Source organism: Pseudomonas antarctica (assembly GCF_001647715.1).
Classification (GTDB): Bacteria; Pseudomonadota; Gammaproteobacteria; order Pseudomonadales; family Pseudomonadaceae; genus Aquipseudomonas; species Aquipseudomonas antarctica_A.
In genome coordinates this window covers 2,363,635-2,385,265 of sequence record NZ_CP015600.1, presented here as the reverse complement: position 1 = coordinate 2,385,265, position 21,631 = coordinate 2,363,635, and the positions used below count along the sequence as shown (strand labels likewise).

The following is a 21,631-nucleotide window of genomic DNA, read 5'->3' as shown; positions in this document are numbered from 1 at the left end:
GCGTTCTCCGCGCCGATCAGCGCAACAGCGGCCGCAACAGTTCGCGCGCAATGATATGGCGCTGGATTTCCGAAGTGCCTTCCCAGATCCGTTCGATCCGTGCGTTGCGCCAGATGCGCTCCACCGGTCCTTCATCCATCAAGCCCATGCCGCCGAAAATCTGCACGGCGTCGTCGGCGACCTTGCCCAGGGTTTCGCTGGCAAACAATTTGGCCATGCCGGCCTCGCCGTCGGTCATGCGGCCCTGGTCCATCTTCCAGGCAGTGTGCAGGGTCAACAACTCGGCAGCGCGAATCTGCGTGGCCATGTCCGCCAGCTTGAAACTCACGCCTTGATAGGTACCGATGGGCTGGCCGAACTGCTTGCGATCCGCCGCCCATTGCAGCGATACGTCCAGCGCCCGCTGAGCCTGGCCGACGCAATTGGCGGCGACCATCACGCGCCCTGCGGTGAGCCAGGCATTGGCGACATCCCAGCCTTTGCCCACTTCACCGAGCACCTTGGACGCCGGGACGCGGCAGTCGTCGAAGAACATCTCATAGGTGTGATAGCCGCGGTTGCTGACGCACTTGGGACCTCGGCGGATGGTCATGCCCGGGGTACCCCGGTCCACCAGAAACGAGGTCACCTCATTGCGTGGGCGCCCGTTGTATTCATAGGTGTCGGTCACGGCAAACACGATGGCGAAATCGGCGTGCCCCGCATGGCTGATAAAGTGCTTGCTGCCGTTGATCACGAAGTCATCGCCGCTGCGCACGGCACGGGTCTTGATGGCGTTGGCATCCGAGCCGGCACCCGGCTCGGTCAGCGCGAAGCAGTCGATTTTCTTGCCCTGCACGCAGGGCAACAAGTAGTCCTCAATCTGTGCGCCAGTGCAGGCCATGAGGATTTTCGAGGGGCGCGCGACAAACACATGCAGTGCCCACGACACCTTGGACAACTCCCGTTCGATCAGCGCCTGGGACAGGTAATCGAGGCCGCCACCACCGACCTCTTCGGGCATGTTGAAGGCATAGAAACCAGCAGCGATGGCCTTGTCACGAATCTGCGCAGCAAGCGCCGGCGAGACCTCATCGGCGCGGTCCACCGCCGCCTCATGGGGCAGCAATTCCTTGATCACAAAACTGCGTACCGCGTCCACCAACATGTCTTGTTCTTGGCTGAGTTGGAAATTCATGGCGCTACCTGCTCGGGGGGTGTTGTTGTTATTTGCCGCAGAAGTTCGGGAGGCGTTTTTCCATGGCTGCGCGCAGGGCTTCAGCACCATCGGCACTGCGTCCACACAACAACCCAGCGGCCAGTTCGGCCTGCAGTTGCTCGGGCAGGCTGCGATCGGCGCCTTCGCGAATCAGGGCCTTGGTCTGGGCGAAGGCGAAGGTCGGGCCGTTGGCCAGGCGCGTCGCCAACTCGGTGGCGTGGGCGTGGAGTTGATCATCGGCGACCACCTCGCCCACCAACCCGGCAGCCAGCGCGCGGTCGGCGCTCCACAGTTCATCGAGGAACAGCAGGCGCTTGGCCTGTTCGCTGCCGATCAGGCGCGGTAAGTGCCAACTGGCACCGGCATCCGGCGAGTAAGCCAGGCTGGTGTAGCCGGCCTTGAAGCGTGCCGACTGCGCGGCGATGCGCAGGTCGCAACACAAGGTGAGGTCCATGCCGGCGCCGACGGCAGTGCCGTTGATCGCAGCAAGAGTGGGTTTGTCGAGGGTGTGCAGGCGGGTCATCAGGGCGTGGGCGGTTTCGGTCCAGCCGTAGGTTTCCAGGGCACCACGCGATTCGGCTTCGGCCCACTCCGCCAGGTCGGCACCGGCGCAGAAGCCACGCCCGTTGCCGGTCAAGACCACCGCACGCACGGCGCTGTCGGTGTTGAGCGTATCGAGCAAGGCATGCAGGTGCTTGAGAGTCGGGATGTCCAGTGCATTGCGCTGGGCCACCCGGTTGAGGGTGATCCAGGCAACGCCTGCTTGCACATGGGTAAGCACGGGCGAATCGGTAGTCATGGCTTCCTCGAATTATTTTAATTGGCTTGAGGGGTGCGACATGGCGAGATACTAAACGAGTGTTCAGCAAGGAGGCAATCGGCAAACTGCAAATATTTTCAGGGGGGAAATATCGACCTGGACATTGCGTCCAGGCGGTGAGAAAGGCTCAGGTTTTGAGCTGGTAACGTTGGCGACCGCCACTCTGCAAGCCGTCGACCCAGGCTTCGCAAATCTGGATGCCCTGCGCCGGCGTAAAGGTGCCAGGGTTGAGCCCAGACTCCAACCACAACCCATCGAGCAAGGCGCTCAAGCCGATGGCGGCCAGGTCGGCGTCGAACTGTTTCCACCCCTCCTCCCTGGCCATGTCCGTCAGGGCCGAGCGCATGATGGTGCGGTACTCGCCATAGGAATGTTCGTGGGCCTGGTTGATCGCCGGGGCCGTCTTGACCGCGCCCCAGAATACCAGCCAGGCGTCCAGCAGTTGCGGGTCGAGCAGTTGTGGGGAAAAGGAGCCACGAAACAACGCCGACAAACGTTCCCGCGGTTGCGGTGGCGCCTTGGCCATGGTCTCGCGCAACAGGCTCATGACTTGGGCGGTGATCGTGCGATAGGCCTCGGCCACCAGCTCATCCTTGCCCGAATAGTGATGACTGATCAGCCCCACCGACACCCCGGCCTCGGCGCTTATCTTGCGAATCGACGCGCCCTGGAAGCCATCGCGCTTGAGGCAAGTAAGCGTCGCCTGGACCAGATTGGCCTTGCGCAATTCCGGCTCCATGCGGGAGAAACGGGATTCCTGGGTCATAGGGCGATTTCCTGCGGTTGAGTCGGCTGCACGACTCTACCTCAGTCGCGGTAACCGGGCGACACCCGATCCAGCATCCGCAGCAACGCCACTCGTGACTTCTGGTAAAGAGTCCTTTTCGGGTTCGGCGGTTTTTCCGAAGGAACGACGCGGGGATACTCGACTCCATTGTTCACCCCCCTTCTGGAGTTACTGATGTCTATCCCGACCCAAAACGTTCCCGCCTTCGGCCTCGGCACCTTCCGTCTGCAAGGCCAGGTGGTCATCGATTCCGTGAGCAATGGCCTGGAACTGGGCTACCGCGCCATCGACACCGCGCAGATCTATGAGAACGAAGCCGATGTCGGCCACGCCATCGCCGCCAGTGGCGTGCCGCGTGATGAATTGTTCATCACCAGCAAGATCTGGGTGTCCAATTTTGCCGATGGCCTGTTGATTCCCAGCCTGCGTGAAAGCCTGAGCAAACTGAAGACCGACTACCTGGACCTGACCCTGATCCACTGGCCGTCACCGGAAGACCAAGTCCCCGTGGCCGAATTCATGGGCCAGTTGCTTGAAGCCAAGCGCCTGGGCCTGACGCGCCAGATCGGTATTTCCAACTTCACCATTGACCTGATGAAGCAGGCCATTGCTGCGGTGGGCGCCGAGAACATCGCCACCAACCAGGTCGAACTGCACCCGTATCTGCAAAACCAGAAGGTCGTGGATTTCGCTACCGCCCAGGGCATTCAAATCACGTCGTACATGACCCTGGCCTACGGTGAAGTGCTGAAAGACCCGGTGCTCCAGCAAATCGCCGAACGCCATCAGGCCACGCCTGCGCAAGTGACGTTGGCCTGGGCCATGCAGTTGGGCTATGCGGTAATCCCGTCGTCGACCAAACGCGCCAACCTGGAGAGTAACCTCAAGGCCCTGCAACTGACCTTGAGCGCTGCCGACATGGCGCAGATTGCCGGCCTGGAACGTGGCCACCGCTTGACCAGCCCCAAGGGCATTGCGCCGAAGTGGGATTAAACCCCCGCTATCGGCCTGCAGGATAACTCCCGCAGCCACGGCAACACCCGCAGGCCCGTGGCGGCCTCGGGTGGGTCGATGATGTCCATGAAATGTTCAAGGTTGACGTTGTCCGGCACTCCGGGCAGGCGTACCAGCACAGACGGCATTGCGCCAGCGGGTTGGCCTGGGTCCAGGTGATCGTAGAGCAACACATGGCGTACCTGGGGCTGCGGCCCGCAGACATGAGCGGCAAGCCCCGCATTGATGATCAAGACATCGAAGGGTTCGGCCGGGACTGCGGTGAGAATCTGGACTTCTTCGTAGGTTTGCACCGGCACAATCCGGTGGTACCCCAACTGATTGAGCATTTTTTCGATGTACAGCCGTTGCAGGTGCTGTTCATCGGCAATCAGGATGGTCAGTGCTTTGTTCGGCATGGCAAACCCCTGGGCTGGCAGTACTCGTCAATGAGAGCGGCTCATTTTCCAGACATATCCAGAAGACAAAATCAGCCATGTTCCCCCTTCACGTAGGAGTTCTCCCAAATTCACCGAATGACCGTAAACCGCAGTCATGAAGGATTGCAGTAGTCATTCAGTCGTTTATGCAAATCGTCAATCGCCTCGTCTACCGCTTCAATCGCAGCCCCCAGTGCGGTGCGCTCCTGTCGTTCACAGACCCTCTCCAACGTTTCGCAACAGGTGGTCAGCGCTTGGGCCTTGACCATTCGCGCCCCGCCCTTGACTCGATGAGCGAGGTCATGCAGCCCGCGAAAACTGACCTGGCGCTGCAGCAACGGGAGCCTCACGCGGTCAGCTTCCAGGCTGTCGAGCAACGCGTTCAAGAGTTCCTTGAGCGCTACTTGATCGTCCCCCGTGACGACCCTTAGCGAACCCAAATCCAATACCCCATCAACGTCGGGTACGCCTGGGCTGAACGCAAGCGAGGCCAGCGCCGAGCGTAAGTCCTCAAGCCCGGCCGGTTTGAACAGGCAACCATCCATGCCCGCCTGCCGACAGCGCTCGGTTTCTTCCGGTTGTGCATTGGCGGTAAAACCCAGCAGCAGGCAGGGTTCCAGCCCTTGCTCACGCTCTTGCGCACGAATGTCACGTGCCAAGGCATAGCCATCCTTGAGGGGCATGTTGCAATCGGTAATCACCACGTCGGGATGCTGGGTTTGCCAACGCTCAAACCCCTGAACCCCCTCTTCGGCAGTGATAATGCGATGCCCCAGAAAGCTCAGTTGCCGGGCCAGCAGCAAGCGGTTAGCCGGGTAGTCATCCACGACCAGAATGTCCAGTACACGGGTCGGCCGGACGGCTGGGGCCGGGGCCGAAACCTCGGGCGGCAAGGCAGCCGTCCTGGCAAGTGTCAACGTCACATCCAACCGCGTACCCTGCCCGAGCACACTGCTCAACTGCAGCTTCCCGGCCATCATTTCGCACAGATTACGGCTGATCACCAAGCCCAAACCCGACCCGCTGCGCGCCGACTGCTCGGTATTGCTGCCCTGGATAAACGGGTTGAACAGGCGCTGCTGGTCCTCGGCGCTGATGCCAATGCCGGTGTCTTCTACCCATAACCTGAGGCTCAGATGGTCTGCATCAGGCGCCGCAGAACTGTGTGCGCCCAACCGCACCTGGCCATCGGCGGTGAACTTGATGGCATTGCTCAGCAGGTTGGAGACCACCTGCTTGAACCGCAACGGGTCGATCAACACCGGGCAGTCAATCAGTGGGTCAAGCTCTACCTGCAGCGACAGGCCCTTGGCCCGCGCCAGCCCTTCGAACACCCGTGCCACCGACATCAACAGTTCATGCGGGTTGGCTGACTCCAGGGCAAGAGACAGGTGGCCAGACTCGATCCGGGCAATATCCAGAATATCGCCAATCAATTCCAGCATGCTGTGGGACGCAACCGAAGCGACGGCCAAGGCATCGCGGTCGGCGTGCCCCTGCTCGGCGTTGGCAAGCGCCAACTCGATCATGCCGATCACGGCGTTCATGGGCGTGCGAATTTCGTGGCTCATGGTCGCCAGGAACGTGGTCTTGGCACGGTTGGCGGCATCGGCTTCCTCCTTGGCTTCCTGCAACTGGCCCAGGAGCCGCTGGCGCTCGCTCACATCCACCCAACCGGCAATCATGCCCACGACGTTCTCGTCGCCATCACGGTACGGCAGCATCCAGTGGTAAATGGTCAACACCTTGCCACCGGGCAACCTGAGTACCCGATCATGAATCTGCGGCTCGCCACGCTCCATCAGCCGCAGGTAATCCTCATGGAAAGACTGAGCCTGCGGCGGGTTGCCGGTGTCGGTTTCTGTCACCGTCTTGCCGATCATCGCTTCGAGCTTGAAGCCGAAGACGTCCAGGAACGCACTGTTGCAAGCCATCAGCCGGCCCTGGCGGTCACGCACGTAAATCGGATGAGGCGTACCGTCGATCAGTACCCCCATAAAGCGCATCTGGTCGCTCAATGCCCGCTCGGCCTGGGCACGTTTGCGTATCAGACTGCGCAGGTAAATCGCCCACCCCAGGGTTACCAGCAGCAATACCGCCGCCAGGCCAAACCCTTGGATAATCGCACTGCGATGGCGCAACCAATGGTCTTCGATGATCACATCGGCACGCCATGGGTTGGCCAACTCATCCATTTCCTGAGGGCTGATGCTCAGCAACGCCTTGTCCAATATCGAGTACAACTCCAACTCGCCACGGTTGACCCCGAACGTCATGCGTACCGGATCAGAGCCCACCGTGCTGGTCACGCGCAAGCGGTCACGGTACTGAAAGGCAATAAGGTAACGCGCATAGATCAACGAATTGACTGCCCCATCGGCACTGCCGTTGGCCACCAGGGCCATGGCCTGCGTAGGGCTCCCGGCCTCCACAAAGTGGATACCGGGGTAGTCCCGATTGATGACCTCACGCAGCGCGTTGCCGCTGGTCACCGCGAGACGTTTTCCGATCATGTCCTCCAGGGTCATCGTGCCGGGGTAGTCGCTGCGGCTGACCAGCACCAGCGGGTTGGTCAGGTAGGGCCGGGTAAAACGCACCTGATCAGAGTCTTCGATGCTCGGCGCCACCACCGCCATCATGTCTGCCCGGCCCTTACTGACCGCGTCAATTTGCTCGGGCATCGAACCGCCGGAGACCACATCGAACTTCAAACCGGTACGCAGGCTGATCCGCGATAAAACGTCCGCACTCAGCCCCTCTAATTGCCCCTGTGCCGTGAAGGATGCCAATGGCAGCATCAGGTCGGACGCAACCACTCGGACCCGCGGGTGCTTCTCGAGCCAGCGCTGTTCACTGCGGCTCAAGTGCAGCCGTTCGGCCCCCAGAAAGCCAAGGTTACCTGCACTCCAACGGCGCAAGATTTCCATCTGTTCGTTAACCGAGATCGACCTCAGCGCAGTATTGATGATACGCAGCAGGCGAGTGTTGTCGCGGGTAACGGCGAACGCGAAGGCGTTGGATTCCAGGATGGAAAAATCCGCCATTTGCACATTGTTGAGGTGGTTACGGTTGATCTGGTAGTTGGCGGTGATGGCATCCCCGAGATAAACATCGGCGCGGCCGAATGCCACGGCGCCGATGGCTTCGAAGATAGAGGGAAACAGTTCCACGTGGGCCTTGGGGTAAAAAGCCTCTACGACGTCGGGCGGCATGTAGTGATAGAGCATCGCCACGCGCTTGCCTGCCAGGTCGACGCTCAGGGATTGGGTGTCTCCGGTACGGGTAACCAGAATCGGTTGATCATTGGCATAGGAACGCGACAGCACCAACTGTGGGTCACCTGCTTCAAACCCGTTGGCCGATCCAAGGAAATCAATGGCGCCCTGCTTGAGCGCCTCGATCACTTCATCGCGCGTATCGTAGCGCCGGACCTCAACGGTGATATTCAGCGACTGTGCGAACAACTTCGCATAGTCAGCCGTGACGCCTTCAAGCTCGTCGTTGTTATTGGTCAGTTCGAAAGGCCCGTAATCGGGAGCGGAAACCCCCATCAACAATGTTCGCCGCTCGCGCAGCCAATGCCAGTCCGCTTCCCCCAACACCACGGATGGGCCTGTACCGTCAACGTTGGAGTGCCCCAGCAACCGCAGGGTATGGGGCTCATCAAGGGCCGCAGCCATCATCGGAAGCAGGCTCATCAACAGCGTAGTGATGAACCCTCGAACCTGGGCATGGGTCATTTCAAATCAGATCAGATGATTACGCTGGGCAAACTTGGCCATGTGTACCACGGACGACATGCGCAGCTTCTCCTTGAGCCTCGTCTTATAGGTACTGATGGTCTTGTGGCTCAGCAGCATTTGATTGGCGATTTCGTTATTGCCCAGCCCCAGCGCCAGCATCTGCAACACCGCCAGCTCGCGATCCGACAGCAACTGCACCAGCTCCAACTCCGTAGACTGCAAATCATCACGGCGCACCGAACTGCTCGGCAAACTGGGAAAGCAGCTGTAGTTGGACATCACGGCCTTGATCGCTTTTTGCAGCTCGTCCAGTTCCCCTGTCTTGGCGACAAACCCCATCGCGCCTGCACGCATGCAACGCGAGGAAAAGAACTCCGGAAGGTACGACGTCAGTACCAGAATCTTGCACGGCAAGCCCAGCGCCTTGACTCGGCCGATCACCTCCAGCCCCCCCAGCTTCGGGATTGCCAAGTCGAGAATGATCAAGGCTGGGCGCCCCTCTCTGGCCTTCTGCACGGCATCGGCACCATTACCCGCTTCATCAATGTCAGTGAAGCCTTCCAGCGTCAGCAGATGGCGGACGGTTTTGCGGATAAACGGGTGATCGTCAACTATTAACGCTTTGCTCATAACACTCCCCTGAGAGGTAAGTAGACTTACACACCACACGGGACACAGGTACCTGTGAGAAATGACAGTGCCGACCAGCGGTGCTGCCCTCACTCAGGACGATAGCCAGGCTATGCCTGGTCCCTTTCGATTGAAAACAGGCCGAACACGTACAGCCAAACGGCTGCCGCTGGCTAGTTGCAAGGGCGCAACCTTAGCAACGAAATGACGTTTCAATCGAAGGGATAGTCCCAACCAAATGTAGGACTTTTCCTCGCGAAAGCATTCCCAAGCCAACGTCTGGTCATGCTTTGCAGGCGCAGGCTAATCGGTGGTACTCGGGCTCCAGAAGGCCTGCACCACCAGGGTCGATGTGGAGATACGCGCCACCAGTGCATCCAGTTCGTCACCATCGACTGACGTGGCGGCAAGGGTGGCCTCGATTTCCACTTCTTCGCTGCCGAATGGGCGTACGTCGACGTCGCTGGCCGGGTAGTTGCAGCGCGCCAACTCGGCTTCCAGCAATACCATCACCGCCTGTTGCTGGCTGCGCCGTGCGATGACATACAGGATGTTGGTGACCTCTGCCGACACCACGTCCAATGGCTGACGGTTGATGTTATTGACGATCGGCCGCAGCAAGGTATTGGCCGCCAGCACAAACAGCGTGCCGAGCAGCGCTTCGAGAATCAGGTCGGCCCCTGCACAAGCCCCCACCGCCGCCGAGGCCCAGAGCGTGGCAGCGGTGTTGAGCCCGCGCACATTACCTTCCTCACGCATGATCACGCCGGCCCCCAGAAAGCCGATGCCCGAGACCACATACGCGACGACCCGCACGGCACCTTCCGCGCCGCCCAGGCGGTTGGCCATGTCGACGAAAATCGCCGCGCCCACCGCCACCAGCACGTTGGTGCGCAAGCCCGCCGTGCGCTGGCGGTACTGACGCTCGAAGCCGATCAAGCCACCAAGGATAAACGCCGCGGTGAGGCTGACCAACGTGTCGACCAGAGTGGTGAGGTTGATGTTGTTGATGGCTTGCATAAAAAATCTCCTTGAATGCAGCAGCAAGCTGATTGCACCGTTGGCCCATGTGGGCGCTGGCTTGCCTGCTCCCACATGGGCCAACGGTATTACGGAATAAGGCCGGTTATTGCCAGCCAAACTTACGGATATAGAAGCCTTTCACCGCCTGGGTCAGCGCCATGTACGCCAGCAAAATCAGCGGCAGGAACACAAAGTACAACGACGGCAGCGCCTGCAATTTGAAGTAGTGCGCCAGCGGCCCCATCGGCAGGAAAATCCCCACAGCCATGATCACACCGGTCATCACCATCAACGGCATCGCCGCCCGGCTTTGCAGGAACGGGATTTTCGGGGTGCGGATCATGTGCACGATCAGCGTCTGGGTCAGCAGCCCCACCACGAACCAGCCGGACTGGAACAGGGTCTGGTGATCGGGCGTGTTGGCATCAAACACATACCACATGAGTGCAAACGTGGTGATGTCAAAGATCGAACTGATCGGACCGAAAAACAGCATGAACCGCCCCACTTCACCCGGCTGCCAGCGCTGCGGCTTGGCGAGCATTTCGTCGTCGACGTTATCGAACGGAATCGCGATCTGCGAAATGTCATACAGCAGGTTTTGCACCAGCAGGTGCATCGGCAACATCGGCAGGAACGGGATAAACGCACTGGCCACCAGCACCGAGAACACATTGCCGAAATTGGAACTGGCGGTCATCTTGATGTACTTGAGCATGTTGGCGAAGGTGCGGCGGCCTTCGAGCACGCCCTCCTCCAGGATCATCAGGCTCTTTTCCAACAGGATGATGTCAGCCGCTTCCTTGGCAATGTCCACGGCGCTGTCCACCGAAATACCGATATCCGCCGTGCGCAATGCCGGCGCGTCGTTGATACCGTCGCCCATAAACCCCACCACATGCCCGTTGGCCTTGAGCAGGCGCACGATGCGCTCCTTGTGGCTCGGTGTCAGCTTGGCGAACACATTGGTGGTTTCCACGGCCTTGGCCAGCTCGGCGTCGGTCATGTCTTCAATATCGTTGCCCATCAGCAAGCCCTGTTGTTCCAGGCCCACTTCGCGGCAGATTTTGGCCGTCACCAGTTCGTTGTCACCGGTCAGCACCTTGACCGCCACGCCATGGGCTTTCAGGGCCTTGAGTGCCGGCGCGGTGCTCTCCTTGGGTGGGTCGAGAAAAGCGACATAGCCGATCAGCGTCAGGTCTTTTTCATCCGACAGGCTGTAGGTGTCGCGCCCCGCCGCCATGGGCTGCGCAGCCACCGCCACGACGCGCAGGCCTTCTTCGTTGAAGGCCGCCGTCACCTGGCGAATGCGCGCCAGCAACTCATCGGTCAGCGCTTCGTTGGTCTCACCATGGCGCACGGTGTTGCACACCGACAGAATCTCTTCCACCGCGCCTTTGCAGATCAACAGGTGTGGCTGGCCCTGCTCGGCCACCACCACCGACATGCGACGCCGGTTGAAGTCGAACGGAATCTCATCGACCTTCTGGAACGCCGTGCCGACTTGCAAGTCGCGGTGCACTTCAACGTGTTCGAGCACCGCCACATCCAGCAGGTTTTTCAGGCCGGTCTGGTAGTAGCTGTTGAGGTAGGCCATTTCCAGCACGTCATCAGACTCTTCGCCCCACACGTCCACATGGCGCGCCAGAAAAATCTTGTCCTGGGTCAGGGTGCCCGTCTTGTCGGTGCACAGCACGTCCATGGCGCCGAAGTTCTGGATCGCGTCCAGGCGCTTGACGATGACCTTCTTGCGCGACAGGAACACAGCGCCCTTGGCCAGCGTGGAGGTCACAATCATCGGCAACATTTCAGGGGTCAGGCCCACGGCAATCGACAGCGCGAACAGCAATGCTTCGGTCCAGTCACCCTTGGTGAAACCGTTGATGAACAGCACCAGCGGCGCCATCACAAACATGAAGCGGATCAGCAACCAGCTGACTTTATTGACGCCATGCTGGAACGAGGTGGTCGCACGGTCAGTGGCGGTCACGCGTTGCGCCAGCGCGCCGAAATAGGTGCTGTTGCCGGTGGCCAGAACAATCGCCGTCGCCGCACCGGACACCACATTGGTGCCCATGAACAGGATGTTTTCCAGGTCCAGCGGGTTACGCGCCTGACTGTCGTGCTGGTGGACGAACTTCTCCACCGGCATCGATTCGCCGGTCATCGCCGCCTGGCTCACAAACAGGTCCTTGGCGCTGAGCACGCGACAGTCGGCGGGGATCATGTCGCCGGCCGACAGCACGATCAGGTCACCCGGCACCAATTGTTTGATCGGCAGCTCAATGCGCTTGGCCTTATCGCGGCGCAACACCGTCGCGGTATTGCTCACCATGGCTTTCAAGGCGTCGGCAGCCTTGTTCGACTTCGCCTCCTGCCAGAAGCGCAACAGGGTCGACAGCACCACCATGGAAAAAATCACCGTGGCCGCCTTGATGTCGTCCGTCAGCAAGGAGATCAGCGCGAGCAAGGTCAGCAGCAGGTTGAACGGGTTCTTGTAGCACTGCCACAGGTGCACCCGCCACGGCAGCGGCTGCTCATGCTCGACCTCGTTGAGGCCGTACTGCACGCGCAAGGCGTCGGAATCCTGGGTGCTCAACCCCTCGACATGGCTGCCCAATTTGCCCAGCAATTGCACAGCACTGCTGTTGGCCGCGACCACCAGGGTTTGCGCCAGGGTCGGCGGTACTTCGCGGCTGACGTTGGCGTCGGTCACGGTCTCGAGCATCGCCAGGCGGCGGAAATGCCGGGCAATGTGCCGGGTCCGCAGGAAACCGGCGAAGAACTCTTTCAGCAGTGTGAGGTTCATGGTGTAACTCCTGCGCGAGGAAACCTTCGTGCAGGTACGACCGACTGCACTGCGCCCTTTTTAAAGGCACAGTCAGCTTGGCCCGCCGGCCATAAAAGGCAGGCGCGTCCGTAGCCTCCTGATTGCGATCAGGTGCTGGTCAGCGTCGATGAGAGGGGTTGGGGCAGGTGCCAGGACTGGCCGCTGCCGCGATGCCGCTTCTCGCTTTGTTGGCGAGACAACGGCATCAGAAGAATGCGCGTTACCTTGCCAAGTATGTGCCGGTTACCGAAACCGGCCGACTACTGTCACTCGAACAAGTACCCACTTAGGGTCTCCGCTATTGATGAAAACGCGCGGAGTTTACGCCCCGACTCCGGGGGAGTAAACCGTAGGAAAGTTTACCAACAGGGAATAGGTGGATTCTTCAGGGTGGGTTCAGGAAAGCATTCGGCGTCACAACAGTGAACTGAGAAAGCCTATGGCAACGAATGAATAGAAGGCGCCGCAAATCAGGCCGAATGATTTACGCGTCCGCGTGAAAAACGGTTCCGCCGAATGGGCGGAAAATACCAGGGCGTAGGTACAAAAAATCAGAAACCCCAACAGCGCACAGCCCGCCACCAGCACAAAACTGGTCCAGGCCGGCGCATTGGCGCTAAGCCCGACGGTGGTCACGGTGAACCAGGTCAAGGCCGCCTTGGGGTTGGTCAAGTGAATGCCCAGCCCCTGCAAATAGAACCCCAGGTTTCGGGTCTGTTTTTCCCGCACCCGTGCCACCATGGTGGCGTTGTGAGCCAGTGCGCCACGGATGGACTTCCAGGCGAGGAAGAACAAGTAGCACGCACCCAGTACCTTCAGCCACAGCAGGATCTGGGTGTTGGACATCAACAACGCCGAGACACCGGCAGCGGTCATCGCACCCCAGCACAGCGACCCGGAAATAACCCCGGCCGCCAAGGCCAGGCCTGGCGTACGCCCGTAATTGAGGGAGGTATTGGCGATCGCCAGATTGCCAGGCCCAGGGCTGGCGGTGCCGATCACGTAGACGCCCAGTGCCGCCACGAAACTCGAAAACTCGAACATAGATGCTCTCTTACCCGTCGCGCCAACGCGCAGTGAACACTTCAAGCCACAAGCGGCTTGAAGTGACTTGCCCAAAAACTACTTGAAACAACGATGATCCGGCTCTTGGGCACGAATCTGCTCCATCCAGGGTTTGAGTTCCGATTGTTTGTACAACCGCTCCCCCCAGTTCTCCGGCGAGACCGGCAACGGTCGCCCCACCAGGATGTAGTCGGTCAGCAGATGAATAAACTGCTGCAAGCAATAGGCCCCGACATGCAGGCGCAGGGACGATGCCGTCTCGGCGGGCGCTACATTGAAGCGCGCAACATTGATGATCTGGCCACTGTCGACCGACGGCGCAAGGTGGTGGCACGTCGAGCCGTAGGTTTCATCGTTGTAGTAAATTGCGTAATGCTGACTGCCCAGCCCGCGATACTTGGGCGGCGCTGGGTGCAGATTGATCGCACCCTTGCGCGCATTTTTATAAATGCTCTCTGGGAAGATGAAATCGCCACGGTAGGAAATGATCCAGTCGCCTTCCCAATTATCCAGGTGATAAGGGTAAGGATCACCCGGGTCCCAACAAAACACCTCAAGGTTGGAGAACACGGTCTTGGCGAATTCCACCCCATGATCGCACCAGTCCATGGTGCACACCGACAGCAGGACTTTGTCCTTGCACGGCTCGATTGTCTGCATCTTCACTGCTCCATTTCTACGTAATTTGGGTGAACGCGCGATACATCGCCTGACGGCTAATGAGCCACGGCCCGCACCACCGCACTGAACCGTTCAACCATTTGCGCCAGCTCGTCTTCACGGGTGATAAATGGCGGTGCAAACAGCACATGATTGCCTTGTACGCCCTGCACGGTGCCACTGCCCGGGTAGATCAGCAGGCCGCGTGCCAAGGCCTCTTGCTTGAGCGCTGCCGCATACGCACCACCGCCCTTGAACGGCGCCTTGGTGGCGCGGTCTTGCACAAATTCAACCCCGACAAACAACCCTCGCCCGCGCACATCGCCAACGGTATCCAGGTCACTCAGGCTTTCCTTGAGCCAACTGCGCAGCTGCTCGCCGCGCTGGCGCACCCGGGCCAACAGTTCGTCTTCAACGATGACCTGCTGCACCTCCAGGGCGATGGCACAGGCCAGTGGATGGTTGACATGGGTTTGGCCGTTGCCCAATACGCCCGAGCCCCGCGCCATCACCGAATGCACCTGTTCACTGATGAGCAGCGCTGAAATCGGCATGTAACCGGCCGCCAGGCCTTTGCCCACGGCGACCATGTCCGGCACGATGCCGTCGTCGGCATACGCGAACATCTGGCCGGTGCGCCCCATCCCGGCCATCACCTCATCGAGAATCAACAGCACATCGTGACGCTCGCAGACCGCCTTGATTTTGCGAAAGTAACCCGGCACCGGGGGAACAGCGCCGCTGGTCGAACCCACCACGGTTTCGGCGAAAAACGCCGCGACATTTTCGCTGCCCAAGGCGCGGATTTTCTGGTCCAGTTCTTCGGCCAGGCGGGTTGCATACTGCTCTTCAGTTTCGTCGTGCCGCTGATCACGGTAGGCGTAACACGGCGACACGAACTCGGCCGCCGGGAACAACTGGCCAAACACCGACTGACGCTGCGGGTTACCGGAAATGCTCAGGGTGCCCAGGGTGCTGCCGTGATAGCTCTGGCGCCGGGAAATAAACACCGACTTATCCGGCAGCCCCCGCTCGCACTGGTACTGGTAGGCGATTTTCATCGCCAACTCCATCACCTCCGAGCCTCCCGACAAAAACTGCGCTCGCGCCAGGCCGCCGCTGCCGGCCACCAGGTGTTCAGCCAGTTCCTCCGCTGCCGCCGTGGTGAAACTGCCGGCATGGGCCCAGGCGAGTTTTTTCGCCTCCCGCTCGAACGCCGCAACGATGCGCGGGTGGCCATGGCCCAGGCTCGACACCGCGACACCCCCACAGGTGTCGAGGTAGCGTTTACCCGCCGCATCCTCCAGCCAGCACCCGGCGCCACCCACCGCAAGAATCGGTGAGGTATTGAGGTTTTTGTAAATCACCTTTGACATGGACACAGATCCTTAGGCCGATGGCGTTACGGTTGATTGACGGCGTGATCCCACGCGGACGGCGCCTGGTGGAAGCGACGGCCAAACCGTGAGGAATGCAGCACCGAGCGCGTCAACCCGACGGGCAGGAGTACAACCATGAACACGATAAACGCGAGAAATCTCAGCATGGAAAAAGCTCCGGAAAGTTAGGGGTCACGATCAGTCCAGCGGGATTTCGTTGCGCCAGTCGACGCTTTCAACAAAGGCAGGCTGGCCCGGCCGCTCCAGTACGTAACGGCCGAGTACCAGAACGTCCATTTCCGTGCGCATAAAGCAGGCATACGCTTCCTCCGGCTTGCACACGATGGGCTCGCCACGCACGTTGAACGAGGTATTGACCAGTACCGAACACCCGGTGCGCTGCTTGAAACTGCGCAGCAGGTAGGTGAACGGCGCGTTGTTTTCCTCGGTCACCGTTTGCACCCGCGCCGACAGGTCGACATGGGTTACTGCCGGCAATTGCGAGCGAATATTGTTGATGCTGCCCAAGCCACGCTCCGGGCCACCCTCTTGCAGCGATTGCGGGGTTTTGATGGCGTCCGACACGGGCGCGACCATCAACATGTAGGGGCTTTTTTCACAGATATCGAAATAATTCCCGGCGTCCTCGGCCAGTACTGCTGGCGCAAACGGGCGGAACGACTCGCGATACTTGATCTTCAGGTTCATCGTGCGTTGCATCTGCGGGTTGCGCGCATCGCCGAGAATCGAGCGCGCGCCCAGGGCCCGCGGGCCAAACTCCATACGGCCCTGAAACCAGCCCACCACAGCGCCATCGGCCAGTCGGCTGGCGACCTGGTCATACAGGCCGCTGTCGTCATAGCGAATGAAGGGGTATTGGTTTTCCAGCAGGAATGCGGCGATTTCTTCATCGCCGAAGCCCGGCCCCAACAGGCTGCCGCTCATGGCGTCCGACTTGCTGCTGGCCAGGTGCGGGCGGCCGCAGCGCTTGACCGCATGATCCATCGCGGCACCCAAGGCGCAACCGGCATCCCCGGCTGCCGGTTGGATCCAGATCGAGTCAAAACGCCCGGAGCGACTAAGCACGCCATTGGCCACGCAGTTCAATGCGACCCCGCCGGCCAGGCACAGATTGCGCTGGCCGGTCTGCTTGACGGCGGCCGTCGCCAGCCCCAGGACCACCTCTTCGGTGACTTTTTGAATCGACGCCGCGAGGTCACATTCACGCTGCGATATCGGGCTTTCGGGTTGGCGGATCGGCCCTTCGAAAAGCGCTTCGAAGGCCTCCCCGACCATGCGTTCACCACGCAGGTACTCGAAGTACTTCATGTTCAAGGTGAACGAGCCGTCGGGGCGGATATTGATCAGTTCATCGCGAATCTTGTCGGCATAGATGGGTTGACCATACGGCGCCAACCCCATCAATTTGTACTCCCCCGAATCGACCTTGAAACCACAGTAATAGGTCATCGCCGAATACAGCAGGCCCAGGGAATGCGGGTAGGAAATCGAGTTTTTCAGCTCAAGGCTGGAGCCCTGGCCTTGCCAGATGGTCGTCGAATGCCATTCGCCAATGCCGTCGATGCACAGCACTGCGGCGTTCTCGAACGGTGAGGGATAAAACGCAGCGGCCGCGTGAGAACGGTGATGCCGGGACGCCTGGGTGCGCGGCGCCTTGCCCCGTCCCAGCGCCTCGAGCTGCTCATCGACGAACTTGAGCACGTTCCACTTCCAACGAATCCATTCCGGCATCGCATTGATAAACGTGCGGGCGCCGCCGATGCCGCCACTGGCGAAGGAGGACATCACTCGGGAGAATTTCTCCTGAGGGTCTTCGTAATAGACCACAGCCTCCAGGTCATCCAGGGTAATCCCCTCGGCGTCCAGGCAGTACGCAATCGCCTGGGCCGGGAATGCCGGATCGTGACGCACACGGGTGAAGCGCTCTTCCTGAGCAGCAGCAACGGGCACACCGTCCTTGACCAAGGCGGCAGCACTGTCGTGATAGAAGGCAGATATCCCTAAAACATACATAGCCATTTAAGTGTGCATCCTCATCACATCATGCCAATCCATGGAGTTGCTTGTGCCCACCGAGCGGTGAGCGGCACAGCAACTTTCTAGGCGTTTCAAAACCATCCTTGAGCGAATGGCAGACTTTTTATGACCGGTATCAACGACACCACCAGCACCAGGCTCATGGCGATATTGAAGACCTTCAAATGCCGCGGCCGCGTCAAGAAGCGCCGCAGGTACTGCCCAAAAAAAACCCACACCATCGAGCACGGTGTGCCGAACAAAAAGAACAACAGTGCAATCAAAAAAACCTGCAGGGTGTAGCCGCCCAGGGGCGACGTGTAAGCCAACACCGCGCCCACCGCCATGACCCAGGCTTTCGGATTGACCCACTGAAACAACGCCGCGCCAGTGAACCCCAGGGGCTTGCCGGACTTGTCAGCCAGGTCGGCGGTGGGCGAGCGGGCGATCTGATACGCCAGAAACAGCAGGTACACCGCCCCGATCACTTGCAACCCATCATGCAGGCTCGGGTACTGCCGAAAAATCGCGCCGGCGCCCAGGCCGACCGCCACCACCATCAACGGAAAGCCGATGTTGATCCCGGCCACGTGGCGCAGGGTGCGGCCCATTCCGAAGTTGGCGCCCGAGGACATCAACATCACGTTGTTCGGCCCCGGCGTGACGCAGGTGGCGATCACGAACAATGCAACCGCGTAGTAATCCAGAATCTGCATCACTGCCCCCTTATCAACGGTAGTCTTCCAGCGTGCCGCGCCGACGGATATCAACGGACACACAATGGAACCCACCGCTCAAACTGCGGGCATGCCGCATCTTCAACGGCGCCACATCGATGCCATGGCGTTCCAGCGCACGAATCAACGGGACTTGCTGGTCGTTGATCACCGCCAACGACGGGTTGACCATGATGAAGTTCATGCCCTGCCAAATGGATGCGCGTGGGTAGGACCAGCAATAACCGGTGTCCACCATGTCGGGCGCCCAGATAATGTCCCAGTGCTTGAACACTTCCGGCACCTGGTCCTTGGCGATACGCTCAGGGTTCAACACCACCAACCCGGGGCGTACCAGGGTGATCGTGGTGTCCAGGTGCGTACCGTCGTAGAACCCACTGAGGGCGTGCACCCGGTATTGATCACCGAGCACTCGCTTGAGCCATTCGTAGCCCAGCCGATTGCCACTGCGCGACTCCAGGTAAAGGATGTCGCGCCCCATACGCAGCACGTTGGCTGCATCGAAGATAGGTTCCTCATTGGCAATGATCGACCCTTCACGCGGGTTCACCCGGTAGGTGTTGTCACCCAGTTGCGGCTTGGGGGCCGAGATCCAGTTGGCGCCGCTGGCGAAATACGCTTGCAGGTGTTCACGGTAGGCGAAAGGTTCGAAGTAGCGGCTGCGCAAGGCCATCGGCGCTTCAATGATGGTCTTGCCGATCGGCAGCAGGACATCCCGAGGGCAGTAATTGTATTCACCGTCGGTCTTCCAGTCGGACGTCCCGAAGACCTCGGCGTGGAAGGACTTCTTGGGGCGGCGTACGGTAACGCCATGCCCCACCAGAAACGCCGCGAACGCGTCGAGGTCTTCTTCGGCCTCTGCAACGACCTGCTCGGGATAGGGGCCCGACGGAATCTCATGCATGGCGTCGTGATGTTCGCTGTAATCAAGGGCGAACAGGCCTTTGTCCGGCCGAGGCACGCGCGCGCCATGGGCAATACCCACGATCATTTCCTCGAGGGGGTCCCATTCGTTATGCACTTCTACCAAAGACATAGTTGCTCCTCGTGGCGTTACTGATCGGTCACGTGCGTCAACACTTCCCGAGTGATCGGCAGGTGATGGAGATAGTCATTTGAAGCCGTTGCCCGCTCCGTACGCGGTAACACGCGCCCCACCGATGACAGGCCCAGCCGACTCAATATCGAGTCCCACTTGCTCGGCATCGGCGCCAGTGATTCATAGCCCACGCGTACGCGCTGCCATTGCTCGGCGACGGCTTCAGCCGTGGCCAATGGGCGCATGTAAGCGTCAATCGCATCGGCAGCCCAGGCTGAGTGCCCGGTGGAAACGTTGTCGATGGTGTTATGCAGATCAACGAAGGCGGTGCTGAAACCGTAGTGCCGCAGAAAACGTCGCGCAGAGCGATAAGTACCGCCCACGCCGGATAACTCCATCGCCAGGTTCATGCCGAGAATTTCCGGCATAAAGGTCACCGGCAGTTTCCCCAGGCACAGCCAATACACCGGCAAGCGGAAGGACGCCTCGTCCAGGCGCGGGTCCTCGGCAAATTCACGGCTGCCGGTTGGCGCCAGCTCGAAATCCATCTCGCGCAAGCCATCGCGGTAGATCTTCGGATGATTGAGCGCAGCGATGCCGTTGCCCAGCTCATCCCAATACGTCTGAAACAAGCTGTAGCCGACATGGGAAGACGCCAAACCCACATCGGTAAAACCTTGCAGCCAGGCACCGTCGATCAGCGTCAAGGGCGCCAGTTGCAGGGTTGAATCAATGATTTCTTCACGGCTCGGCATTTGCGCGGGGTCGCTGTTATCGAACTGCTGGCCGTGCTGGTCATGCTTATCGAGCAACCAGGCGCGCAGCACATGGGTGCCCCACTGCTCGGGCAGCTGGCGCCCGGAGGTTTTCAGCGACCGCTGCGAACGCGCCAGCCAACGGGACACATAGGCGTGAGCGAATTGCAGCGTGGAGGCCTCCAGCGCCCGCCCCTGCAAGACAAAATACGCTTCGCGCAAACTCTGGGGCCAATGGCCAACACTGACCTCGGCGCCCACGGTTTGGCGGGCTTCAATGGCCACGTTATCGACCGGTTGTCGAGGCAACTGCTGACTGCCGGCAAGCTGGGGTAACGCGTCGATCCATTGGCGAATCACGCTCAAATCCGCCTCACTGAAAATGCGGAACATGCGGCCCGTCGGCGCCACCAGGCTGGTCACCAACAGGCTTTTTTTCGCGTTGCCGGGGACGATCAAGCGGCTGCGGGACAGCACATCCAGCAAGGGCGCAGGGTCGGTCTGTGCCTCCCCAAGCCAGAGCGCCAGGCTACGGCCTTCGATCAGGTAGTTCTGGTGATACACCGCGCCGACCCTGGCCAGGCGCTGCACCAACTGCATCATCGCCTGCTGCGGGCAAGTGGCCGCCAACGACGCGTTGTACAGTCGAGCATTCCAGCGCTGTAACGCGCCAAACACCCAGCTGGCCCCACGCATCAACCGCGCCTGCCGTTCCTCACTTTGCAAGGCAACCTGGCGCGCAACCCACTGGCTGATCTGGCGCAGCGATGCCGGCTCCATGCCAGGGAATGACTCACTCAGGTCCAGGCGCCGCACCTCCAGCGCCACACCGTCGAGTTGCCCCATCGCGGCCCAGCCGGGGCATAACCCCACTGCCCGCAACACCCAGTCGATACCGCACAGTTCATCACCAAATTCATCACTGCGACGGCTCAGCGCCAACAGTAATGCGGGCAATTCAAACGCGTCGTCACTGAGGTCCGGCAACGTCGACAGTTGCTCAGGCGCCAGGGCATAAGCCGTCAGTTGCAACTGGCCCAGCAGCGCTTTGAAATGATGGGCCCGCGACGCATTCGGGTAACCGACGCCCACGTCATGGGCAAACAATTGCATGATTCGTAGCTGTGCCGGGTCTTCGAAAACCCCAGGCGCACTCATGCCCTGAAGCCAGCAGCCGAGCACCGAGGCCATCGGCGCCGAGTAAATGGCCAGCGCCTGGGCAAAGGCGCGGGTGTTGTTGCGTTCAGCGGCCGCTGCCGCAGCGCTGGCGTATGCCGTTGCCTGAGACACTTGCCACTGGTCGATCCGAGGCGACAGCTGCGACAGCTGCGTTGGCTCACCGCTGCCCAACATACGGTTGAGGTACGCAGCCTCCAGAAAACATTCAGGGTTGAGCGCCAGGCGATACAGCTCGCGCCACCTGCCCTCTTCCATCATGCGTGTTGAAACCGAGCCATCCATAGCCAATACCTTGTCCAATCAAACGTCAGAACAT

Annotated in this window: 17 protein-coding genes; 1 reads left to right on the top strand and 16 read right to left on the bottom strand. The window is 60.2% G+C overall.

The window, feature by feature from the left end; translation table 11 throughout:
• Nucleotides 1-16: 16 nt before the first annotated feature.
• From A7J50_RS11020 to A7J50_RS11010, 3 genes are all read right to left on the bottom strand, one after another.
• Nucleotides 17-1,177, bottom strand: a complete 1,161-nt coding sequence (locus A7J50_RS11020) for an acyl-CoA dehydrogenase family protein (RefSeq protein ID WP_064451808.1) — start codon at nt 1,175-1,177, stop codon at nt 17-19.
• A 28-nt stretch (nt 1,178-1,205) separates the two neighbouring features.
• Entirely contained in the window at nt 1,206-1,997 is a 792-nt protein-coding gene (locus A7J50_RS11015; RefSeq protein WP_064451807.1) for an enoyl-CoA hydratase/isomerase family protein, read from the bottom strand.
• A gap of 148 nt (nt 1,998-2,145) precedes the next feature.
• Nucleotides 2,146-2,784, bottom strand: coding sequence for a TetR family transcriptional regulator C-terminal domain-containing protein (locus tag A7J50_RS11010; protein WP_064451806.1), 639 nt, complete (start codon nt 2,782-2,784; stop codon nt 2,146-2,148).
• Nucleotides 2,785-2,979: 195 nt separating this feature from the next.
• Between A7J50_RS11010 and dkgB the strand changes: the two genes are divergently transcribed.
• On the top strand, nt 2,980-3,798 hold the full coding sequence (gene dkgB / locus A7J50_RS11005) for a 2,5-didehydrogluconate reductase DkgB (RefSeq protein ID WP_064451805.1): 819 nt from the start codon (nt 2,980-2,982) through the stop codon (nt 3,796-3,798).
• Here dkgB and A7J50_RS11000 read toward each other — a convergent pair.
• The 13 genes from A7J50_RS11000 to A7J50_RS10945 all read right to left on the bottom strand — a co-directional run bounded on the left by A7J50_RS11000 (nt 3,795) and on the right by A7J50_RS10945 (nt 21,597).
• Nucleotides 3,795-4,217, bottom strand: coding sequence for a hypothetical protein (locus tag A7J50_RS11000; protein WP_064451804.1), 423 nt, complete (start codon nt 4,215-4,217; stop codon nt 3,795-3,797). The genes dkgB and A7J50_RS11000 overlap by 4 nt on opposite strands.
• A 134-nt stretch (nt 4,218-4,351) precedes the next feature.
• Nucleotides 4,352-7,978: a transporter substrate-binding domain-containing protein gene (locus A7J50_RS10995; protein WP_064451803.1), complete on the bottom strand. Its 3,627-nt coding sequence runs from the start codon at nt 7,976-7,978 to the stop codon at nt 4,352-4,354.
• Between the two features lie 6 nt (nt 7,979-7,984).
• Nucleotides 7,985-8,611, bottom strand: a complete 627-nt coding sequence (locus tag A7J50_RS10990; protein WP_064451802.1) for a response regulator transcription factor — start codon at nt 8,609-8,611, stop codon at nt 7,985-7,987.
• 303 nt (nt 8,612-8,914) lie between these two features.
• Nucleotides 8,915-9,631, bottom strand: a complete 717-nt coding sequence (locus A7J50_RS10985; protein WP_053255480.1) for an MgtC/SapB family protein — start codon at nt 9,629-9,631, stop codon at nt 8,915-8,917.
• Between the two features lie 106 nt (nt 9,632-9,737).
• On the bottom strand, nt 9,738-12,443 hold the full coding sequence (mgtA, locus tag A7J50_RS10980) for a magnesium-translocating P-type ATPase (RefSeq protein ID WP_064451801.1): 2,706 nt from the start codon (nt 12,441-12,443) through the stop codon (nt 9,738-9,740).
• 435 nt (nt 12,444-12,878) lie between these two features.
• A complete protein-coding gene (locus A7J50_RS10975) occupies nt 12,879-13,508 on the bottom strand; it encodes a LysE family translocator (protein ID WP_064451800.1) in 630 nt (209 codons plus the stop codon).
• A 78-nt stretch (nt 13,509-13,586) separates the two neighbouring features.
• Nucleotides 13,587-14,189 carry a formyltransferase family protein gene (locus A7J50_RS10970; RefSeq protein WP_064451799.1) on the bottom strand — a complete coding sequence of 201 codons (603 nt, stop codon included), beginning with the start codon at nt 14,187-14,189 and terminating at the stop codon, nt 13,587-13,589.
• A gap of 56 nt (nt 14,190-14,245) precedes the next feature.
• Nucleotides 14,246-15,565, bottom strand: coding sequence for an aspartate aminotransferase family protein (locus A7J50_RS10965; RefSeq protein WP_064451798.1), 1,320 nt, complete (start codon nt 15,563-15,565; stop codon nt 14,246-14,248).
• A 26-nt stretch (nt 15,566-15,591) separates the two neighbouring features.
• Complete coding sequence (locus A7J50_RS31595; RefSeq protein ID WP_167353688.1) at nt 15,592-15,735, bottom strand: hypothetical protein; 144 nt, start codon at nt 15,733-15,735, stop codon at nt 15,592-15,594.
• 31 nt (nt 15,736-15,766) lie between these two features.
• On the bottom strand, nt 15,767-17,608 hold the full coding sequence (locus A7J50_RS10960; RefSeq protein ID WP_064451797.1) for a carbamoyltransferase: 1,842 nt from the start codon (nt 17,606-17,608) through the stop codon (nt 15,767-15,769).
• A gap of 89 nt (nt 17,609-17,697) precedes the next feature.
• The gene (locus A7J50_RS10955; RefSeq protein ID WP_064451796.1) at nt 17,698-18,321 is read right to left on the bottom strand and encodes a LysE family translocator; all 624 of its coding nucleotides are present in this window, start codon (nt 18,319-18,321) and stop codon (nt 17,698-17,700) included.
• Nucleotides 18,322-18,334: 13 nt separating this feature from the next.
• Nucleotides 18,335-19,378: a hypothetical protein gene (locus tag A7J50_RS10950; protein ID WP_064451795.1), complete on the bottom strand. Its 1,044-nt coding sequence runs from the start codon at nt 19,376-19,378 to the stop codon at nt 18,335-18,337.
• Nucleotides 19,379-19,395: 17 nt separating this feature from the next.
• Entirely contained in the window at nt 19,396-21,597 is a 2,202-nt protein-coding gene (locus A7J50_RS10945; RefSeq protein WP_064451794.1) for an iron-containing redox enzyme family protein, read from the bottom strand.
• Nucleotides 21,598-21,631: the final 34 nt, after the last annotated feature.